Consider the following 7,197-nt stretch of genomic DNA (forward strand, 5'->3'; position numbering starts at 1 on the left):
TATCATGTGGAAGACCAGGTATTGGCGCGGCGGGTGTGGAAGCTTCACTGGCAGGCGTTGTGGCGCAAAGCGCAGCATGTGCCCTTTTACAATGGGTCACCCTGGCTCCCAAGCCGCAAGCCTGAGCATCACTGGCCCGAAGCGGGACTGCCCGCGAACGAGAATGAAATGGCAAGTTGGAAAACGATAACGGAGGCGGAACATGTTCTCACAAAGCTTCAAAGCGATGTTGAGCGGCGTGATCACCCGGGGGTCGACGGAGGTGATGATCGGCAAAAATATGGCTATTTTCCAGAGAGATATCCAGCATCTAAGCGTCAACCCGAGGACAAGCCAGAATAGGGGCGGCGCTGTCGCACAGGACTAGATAATAGGAATTAATAAGTGAGGGGTCGAGCCCAAAGCTACGGGGCAGGCCCCTTTTATGGTGCAGTCAAGTCACAGCGGTGTCGTGGGGCAAATGTCCGGGTGCGATATTTGCCCCACCTTCTTTTTTTGCTTCGCCAGCGCCGCGCGATGAAGCTTTTTGTGGGCGAACATGAAGATCCTTGTATTCTGGTAAACTGCCAGTGCGACTGCCAGTAAACCAACATTGCATTTTCATGACATTCTAAAATGCGAGTCAAAATGCTTGAAAAATCTAGCGGAGCCGATATAATAGGCGGAGTTGTGATTAAACAAAAAGTTTAGTTTAACGAAACCTGGAGGCAATGTATGGACATCGGGCAAAAGATCCGCGATCTGCGCATTCAAAAGAACCTCACGCAAGAGGAACTTGGGGAGCGCACCGATCTGACTAAGGGGTATATCTCTCAGATCGAGCACGATCAAAGCTCACCGTCGATGGAAACTTTTTTTGACTTGCTGAATGTGCTGGGGCAAACGCCGGCACAATTTTTCGCAGAGGGGCGCCGTGAGCAGATCGTGTATCCCAAAGCGGACCAAGTTGAATACAGCGACGAAGAGCGCGGCTATCAGCTCAGGTGGCTGGTACCAGAAAGCAACGAGAATGAAATGGAGCCGGTGCGCATTCGCTTTGAGCAAGAGGGCGTCTTCAAGACGTTTGAGCCTTCGCCTGCCGAGACCTTCATTTATGTGACGCATGGCAAGATCGCGCTTGAATTAGGCGAGGCGCGCTACATCGCCAAGTCTGGCGAGACCATTTATTTTCACGCGACGCAGCAGCATCGCATCGTCAACGCGGCCAAGGGCATCTCTGAGGTGCTTCTAGTCGCGACCGCATCATATCTTTAGTGAGGAGCTGGGGGAAATGAGCAACGTTATCGTTGAATTGAAGCATGTCTACAAGCGCTACGGCGACACCGAGGTGCTCAAGGACATCAACATCGAGATCGAGCAGGGCAAGTTCTATACCTTGCTTGGGCCGTCGGGGTCGGGGAAAACCACGATCTTGCGCGCCATTGCTGGGTTTTTGGATGTCAGCGAAGGGGAAGTCTTTTTCAATGGCGAAAAGATCAACGACGTGCCGGCCAACAAGCGCCGGGTCAACACGGTGTTTCAGGACTACGCGCTGTTTCCGCACATGAACGTGTTGGACAATGTGGCGTATGGCCTCCGCATTCAAAAGCGGCCGAAAGCCGAGATCAAGGAGCGCGTGGATAACGCCCTGAAAATGGTGCGCTTGTCGGGCTATGAAAACCGTGAGATCTCCGAGCTTTCCGGCGGGCAGCAGCAGCGGGTCGCCATCGCCCGGGCAATCGTCTTAGAGCCGGAAGTGTTGCTGCTTGACGAACCGCTGTCGGCGCTTGATGCCAAATTGCGCAAGGACATGCAGTACGAACTGCGTGAATTGCAGCAGCGCCTGGGCATCACGTTCCTGTTTGTCACCCATGACCAAGAGGAAGCGCTGGCGTTGTCCGATGAGATCTTCGTCATGAGCGATGGCGAGGTCCAGCAAAGCGGCACGCCGGTCGATATCTATGATGAGCCGATCAACCATTTTGTGGCGGATTTCATCGGTGAATCAAACATCGTCTCCGGCCACATGGTCAAAGATTTTGTTGTCGAATTCAACGGCAAAGAGTTTGAATGTGCCGATGCGGGGATGCGGCCTAACGAACCGGTCGAAGTGGTGCTCCGGCCTGAAGATCTGGACATTACGACGGTCGGCGAGGGCAAGGTCACCGTTGACGTGGACACTCAGCTCTTCCGCGGCGACTATTACGAGATCGTGGCGTATGATGACGCGAAAAATGAGTGGCTGATTCACTCGGTCAATCCGGCTAAAGATGGCGACCGCGTGGATCTGACCTTTGACCCGGAGGATATTCATGTCATGCGCTTGAACGAATCTGAGGAAGACTTCGATGCGCGTCTTGAAAGCTACGAAGGCGAATAGGAGGGGCGAGATGAAGAAAAACACGGCGACGAGTCTCGCCTTTTATGTGCCATATGCCTTGTGGATCGTGCTGTTTGTCATTGCCCCGGTGATCTTGATCATCTATCAAAGCTTTTTTGACATCGACGGCCATTTCACGCTGGACAATTATGCGACGTATTTTCAGTCCGGCACCTACATCATGATGACCATCAATTCGGTGTGGTACGCGTTTTTGATCACCCTGGTGACGCTGGTGATCTCATATCCGGCGGCGTACCTGCTGCATTATGCGAAGCACAAGGAGCTATGGCTGCTGCTGATCATTTTGCCGACCTGGATCAATTTGCTGCTGAAGGCGTATGCGTTCATCGGTATTTTTAGCCAAGACGGTGGCGTCAACAATTTCCTCGGTCTCTTTGGCATCGCGCCGAAGCAAATACTGTTCACCGATTTTTCCTTTATCTTCGTGGCGAGTTACATTGAGATTCCGTTCATGATCCTGCCGATCTTCAACGGCATCGAGGAGCTCGATGAGGGGTATGTCAACGCGAGTCGCGACCTTGGGGCAAAATGGTCCCAGACGTTTACACACGTGATCTTGCCGCTGACGATGAGCGGGGTCAAAGCCGGCGTGCAGGCGGTGTTCATTCCAAGTCTGAGTTTGTTCATGCTGACACGACTGATCGGCGGGAACCGAGTCATCACGCTTGGGACCGCGATCGAGGAGCATTTCCTCACCACCATGAACTGGGGGATGGGTTCGACCATCGGCGTTGTGTTGATCGTGGCCATGTTCATCATCATGTTCCTGACCGGTGAGCGGCGGAAGAAAGGGGCGAAGCGCGCATGAAAAAATGGAAGTGGACCAACCTCTATCTGATCTTTGTGTTCGTCATGCTTTACGTGCCAATCATCTATCTGATCGCCTATTCATTTTCCGAAGGCGAGCGCATGAGCGGATTTCATGGCTTCACCTTGGCGCATTACGCAGAATTGTTTGCCGATACACGCATGATTCAGATCGTGGTCGACACCTTGATGCTGGCGCTGCTGTCGAGTTTGATCGCGACGATCGTTGGCACGCTTGGGGCCTTGGCGATCTCGCGGACGGTGCGGCCACTGGTGAAAAACACGGTACTGTCGTTGAACAACATTCTGATGGTCTCGCCGGATGTCATCATCGGGGCCAGCTTCTTGATCTTTTTCACCGCGTTGAAGATTCCACTGGGCTTTGGCTCTGTGCTGATGAGCCACATCGCATTTTCCATTCCGATCGTGGTGTTGATGGTGCTGCCAAAGCTCCAGGAGATGCAACAGTCGATGCTCGATGCGGCGCGCGATCTGGGGTCCACAAATTCGCAGACCTTGGCACGCGTGGTGTTGCCATTCATCACCCCGGGCATTCTGTCTGGCTTTTTCATGGCGTTCACCTATTCGCTGGATGATTTCGCCGTGACCTTCTTCGTGACCGGCAACGGGTTTCAAACGCTGGCTGTCGAGATCTATGCGCGCGCACGCCAGGGCATCTCGCTTGAGATCAATGCCTTGTCTGGCGTGATGTTCATCTTTGCGCTGCTCCTGGTGATCGGGTATTATTTCATTCAGCAGGGTAGTCAGTCGCGCAAGGCCAAGCATCGTAAAGAAAGTGAGGCGATCATTCATGAAGCGGCTCATTAGTATGGCGGTCGCGATCTTGGCAGTGGCGCTCGGGCTCGCATTTTGGAGCCAGGACCTGCAGCGCAGCCAAGGCGCAACTGGCAGTAACACGCTCAATTTTGCCAACTGGGGCGACTATATCGACCCCGCGCTGATCAAGAAGTTTCAAAAAGAGACGGGCTATCATGTCAACATGGAGACCTTCGATTCCAACGAAGCGATGTACACCAAGATTCAGCAGGGTGGCACCTCGTATGACCTGACTGTTCCATCTGAGTACATGGTCGAAAAAATGGCGGAAGATAAGCTCCTCATTCCGCTGGATAAAAGCAAGCTTAAGGGACTTTCCAATTATGGCGCCTCGTTCATGAATCAGAGTTTTGACCCCGGCAACAAGTACAGCCTGCCGTACTTTTGGGGAACCCTGGGGATCGTCTATAATGACAAATTCGCGAAGGCCTCAGAACTCCAGCATTGGAATGATCTGTGGAATCCGCGCTGGAAGGGGAACATCATGCTGATCGATTCGGCCCGCGACATCCTCGGCTTTTCGCTGGTGTCGCTTGGCAAGTCGATGAATACGACCAACCCGACAACGCTGGCGCTGGCCAAGGCCAAGCTGGATCAGCTGTCGCCAAACGTGAAGGCCGTCGTGGCGGATGAAATCAAGATGTACATGGCGGATAATGAGGCGGCCGTGGCCGTTGACTGGTCCGGGGAGGCCGCGGATATGATGGCTTCCAACAGCCACTTGCATTACATCGTGCCAAGCGAAGGTTCAAATCTTTGGTTCGACAACTTTGTCATTCCAAAGACGGCCAAGAATTTCAAGGCGATCTACGCCTTCTTGAACTTCATGACCGACCCGAAAAATGCGGCGCAAAACGCGGATTATGTTGGTTATTCCACGCCAAACGACGCGGCGAAGAAGTTGTTGCCCAAGGATGTCCGCAACGACAAGAACTTCTATCCGGGCAAAGACGTGCTCGATCGTTCGGAAGTCTATCGGAATTTAGCGCCGAAGACAGTTGGGCTGTATAACGATCTTTTTCTTGAGTTTAAGATGTACCGACGTTGATACTTTGGTCACATTTAGTCCGTTTCAATTCGGCTCCGTTGCCGGATCGGCGGACTTTTTGTTTGGCCGTTTGCCAATTAGCGACAAATAGTGGCAACGAAAGCGCGGTACATTTGGTGGGACATTGGATTTCTGCGGTACATCCGCGGTCCATTCTTTGGAGATTGTGATTCTGTCATGTGGAATTTGGATTTCGAGTTATCAGATCCACCGTCAAAGAATCAACCTTCAGTCGTTGTCCAACAGTGGGCGGACATCATCATTCGTGATGGCGCATTCTCTAACGATGAGTCGGCAGATGAGAGTCATCGTCCCAGCCGGCACTAAGCGCCCTTGGAAGCAGTTTTCTCTTTGTGCTCGAGAGCCAAACGGGGATGATCAAGTTCGGCTGGGTATCCAGTGCCCAGGAGCGATGATACTGGACGAAAAGATGCGGAGGCAAAGAAAAGAGCCGCCCGCAATGGGACGACTCATTTCCCGAGCAAATCTTTGTGTGATCCGGTGGCCACCAGCACCAAAACTAACACATCATCCTGACGTTCATAGATCAGCAGCCAATCTGGCCCGATGTGTAGTTCTCGGTAGCTTGCGTAGTTGCCGGTCAGTTGATGATCCTTCAACCGCTTCAAGGCCGCCTTGTCATCCGTAGCAAGTGCTGTTAGTGCGATCTTATATTTCTCGAGGCTATAATGTTTCTTGAATAACTTTTTTAGCTGACGCAGATATGCGGTGGTAGGTTTAACCTTTAGCAAGCTTCCTTACTTCCGCTAGGTGTTGGTCAAGCGTGACAGTCGGCTCGAAGTTTCCGGCTTTAACTTCTGCAATCGCCTCGTCAAGTGGACTGATTGCTGTGGGCGCGAACGGAAGCGAATGAGAGCGCTCAACGGCCTTCAGGGTCATTGTGAACAAGGTGCTGAAGTCGAGGCCCATTGCGTCTAGATCTTTCTGGACATGATCCTTGAGTTTGCTGTCGACGCGAACGCTGATCGTGGTGTCTTTGGCTGGCATAAAGTAAGCCCCCTTTCTTTACCTGCATTGTAGTGCCGATGTATGAACATTGTCAATCAAAAAGCAGGAACTCGCCATACCGATACCATTTTGGCTAAGGAACCTTGTCATTGCGACCGCTACCGTTTTGCCGCATAATAAAAAGACAAGGTGAGGTGTGAGGCATGCTGGAATATGATCAGATTGCGGCGGAGTTTGAACAAGGACAGAAAATCAATTTTGATCGGATTCTGCAGGAAGTGATCGCCGGCTGGCAGCGTGATGGCGCCCGGCCTCGGCTCATGATGCACAGCTGTTGCGCGCCTTGCAGCACGTACACGTTGGAATATTTGACGCAATACGCGGATGTCACGATCTACTATTACAACCCGAACATTCATCCGCGGATGGAATATGAGCGCCGCAAGCTCGTACAGGAACAGTTCATCCTCGATTTCAATCAAAAGACAGGCAATGACGTCCATTTTATCAGCGCCGAGTATCGGCCGAGTGATTGGTTGGCACAGACGAAGGCCTTGAAGGATGAACCAGAAGGCGGTGCACGCTGCAAAGTCTGTTACGATTTTCGGCTAGATGCGGTGGCCGCAAAAGCGCAGGAATTGGGCTTTGATTATTTCGGCAGTACGTTGACGATCAGTCCTAGCAAAAATGCGCAGTGGATCAACGAGGGGGGCCTTGAGATCCAGCATCTGTACAATGTGGCGTATCTGCCCAGCGACTTCAAGAAGCGCGGCGGCTACAAGCGCTCCGTGGAAATGTGCGCGGAATATAATGTGTATCGGCAATGCTACTGTGGGTGCCTGTTCGCGGCGAAAAAGCAGGGCATTGATCTGGCGGCAGTCAATCGTGAGGCCACGCAATATGTCGCGCAACACGAAAACGACGACTTTGCGGCGATTCAGTTCAACATCGCAGCCAAGGCGGAATCAATTTGAGTGAGGGTCGGGGGCAGTTCCTCGGCCTTTTTGCATGGCGGAAAAATGATGTTAGGACATTTTTGGGGAAAAAAAGGGGTCTAAAATTTTTGGTGTTGATTGTGACAACGCCGGAAGTTTTGGACCTTTTTTGAATAACAAAAAAGGCACCTGGTCTTCCCCGGTGCTATGCTTTAAGC

General features: G+C 52.3%; 9 protein-coding genes. 7 read left to right on the plus strand and 2 right to left on the minus strand.

What is annotated here, in order from left to right:
- The 6 genes from EKM95_RS11900 to EKM95_RS11180 all read left to right on the plus strand — a co-directional run.
- The coding region (locus tag EKM95_RS11900; protein WP_225423301.1) for a hypothetical protein at positions 1–342 on the plus strand (342 nt) is incomplete at its 5' end.
- 372 nt (positions 343–714) lie between these two features.
- Complete coding sequence (locus EKM95_RS11160) at positions 715–1,254, plus strand: helix-turn-helix domain-containing protein (protein ID WP_125698478.1); 540 nt, start codon at positions 715–717, stop codon at positions 1,252–1,254.
- A 16-nt stretch (positions 1,255–1,270) separates the two neighbouring features.
- Positions 1,271–2,359 carry an ABC transporter ATP-binding protein gene (locus EKM95_RS11165; protein ID WP_125698480.1) on the plus strand — a complete coding sequence of 363 codons (1,089 nt, stop codon included), beginning with the start codon at positions 1,271–1,273 and terminating at the stop codon, positions 2,357–2,359.
- A gap of 10 nt (positions 2,360–2,369) precedes the next feature.
- Positions 2,370–3,191 (plus strand): ABC transporter permease, encoded by an 822-nt coding sequence (locus tag EKM95_RS11170; RefSeq protein WP_125698482.1) that lies wholly within the window; start codon positions 2,370–2,372, stop codon positions 3,189–3,191.
- Complete coding sequence (locus EKM95_RS11175; protein ID WP_125698484.1) at positions 3,188–4,018, plus strand: ABC transporter permease; 831 nt, start codon at positions 3,188–3,190, stop codon at positions 4,016–4,018. Before EKM95_RS11170 ends, EKM95_RS11175 begins: the two co-directional genes overlap by 4 nt.
- Entirely contained in the window at positions 4,002–5,075 is a 1,074-nt protein-coding gene (locus EKM95_RS11180; protein ID WP_125698486.1) for an ABC transporter substrate-binding protein, read from the plus strand. Before EKM95_RS11175 ends, EKM95_RS11180 begins: the two co-directional genes overlap by 17 nt.
- A 470-nt stretch (positions 5,076–5,545) precedes the next feature.
- Here the strand turns inward: EKM95_RS11180 and EKM95_RS11185 are convergent, their stop codons facing one another.
- Positions 5,546–5,827, minus strand: a complete 282-nt coding sequence (locus EKM95_RS11185) for a type II toxin-antitoxin system RelE/ParE family toxin (protein WP_125698488.1) — start codon at positions 5,825–5,827, stop codon at positions 5,546–5,548.
- The gene (locus EKM95_RS11190; RefSeq protein WP_125698490.1) at positions 5,814–6,083 is read right to left on the minus strand and encodes a type II toxin-antitoxin system RelB/DinJ family antitoxin; all 270 of its coding nucleotides are present in this window, start codon (positions 6,081–6,083) and stop codon (positions 5,814–5,816) included. The genes EKM95_RS11185 and EKM95_RS11190 overlap by 14 nt, the downstream gene beginning before the upstream one ends.
- 164 nt (positions 6,084–6,247) lie before the next feature.
- On the opposite strand from EKM95_RS11190, the gene EKM95_RS11195 reads away from it, so the two are divergent.
- Entirely contained in the window at positions 6,248–7,018 is a 771-nt protein-coding gene (locus EKM95_RS11195) for an epoxyqueuosine reductase QueH (protein WP_125698492.1), read from the plus strand.
- Positions 7,019–7,197: the final 179 nt, after the last annotated feature.

This window comes from Lacticaseibacillus yichunensis, from assembly GCF_003946405.1.
Lineage (GTDB): Bacteria > Bacillota > Bacilli > Lactobacillales > Lactobacillaceae > Lacticaseibacillus > Lacticaseibacillus yichunensis.